Annotated in this window: 2 protein-coding genes; one reads left to right on the forward strand and one right to left on the reverse strand. The window is 64.8% G+C overall.

Features of this window, described 5'->3' with window-relative positions:
- On the forward strand, window positions 1–361 hold a 361-nt coding region (locus EN991_RS38900), incomplete at its 5' end, for a hypothetical protein (protein WP_127370668.1).
- A gap of 75 nt (window positions 362–436) precedes the next feature.
- Here EN991_RS38900 and EN991_RS38905 read toward each other — a convergent pair.
- Window positions 437–597: DUF1304 family protein (locus EN991_RS38905; protein WP_127370669.1), on the reverse strand; the 161-nt coding region annotated here is incomplete at its 5' end.

Consider the following 597-nt stretch of genomic DNA (forward strand, 5'->3'; position numbering starts at 1 on the left):
CGGCGCCTATGCCGCGGGCCATCACAAGGGCGCTCTCGACGCGACCGATCCAACCGATATGACTGGCCCGCGTGTCGAGGCGCTTATCCAACAGGTGCAGGGCGTCCGGCAGGGCATCGTGGACGCAAGACAGGCCAACAACATCACCCCGGCTGTGGCGGAACGCCTGGAAATGCGCACGGCCCACATCAGTCAGGCGGCAGAGAAAGTCGCCGCCTCCGATCACGGCAGGATACCGGCCGCGCAATACCATGATCTGCTGCGCCGTCTCGACAATGTCGACCAGCGGCTGATGATCGACACCGGCAGCGGCTTCATGATCGGCGACGGCGCCGACGGCGGCAATTACCCGAACGGCTGAGGCCATAGCGCCCGAAACGGTCCAAGAGGAAGGAACCGCCTGGCGCCTTCGAGAGCGATCCCGCGGGCGTCCTTTTTACCAGCCGAGCAATACCGCGATCAGGGCGATCACCGCCGGCACGGTCTGGATGAACAGGATCTTGCGCCCGACCGTTGCCGCGCCATAGAGGCCGGCAATGGCCACGCAAGCCAGAAAGAAGACCTTGACCTGGAACCCGGCCGCACCAAGGTATAGCC

The organism is Mesorhizobium sp. M7A.F.Ca.US.005.03.2.1, from assembly GCF_003997795.1.
Taxonomy (GTDB): domain Bacteria; phylum Pseudomonadota; class Alphaproteobacteria; order Rhizobiales; family Rhizobiaceae; genus Mesorhizobium; species Mesorhizobium ciceri.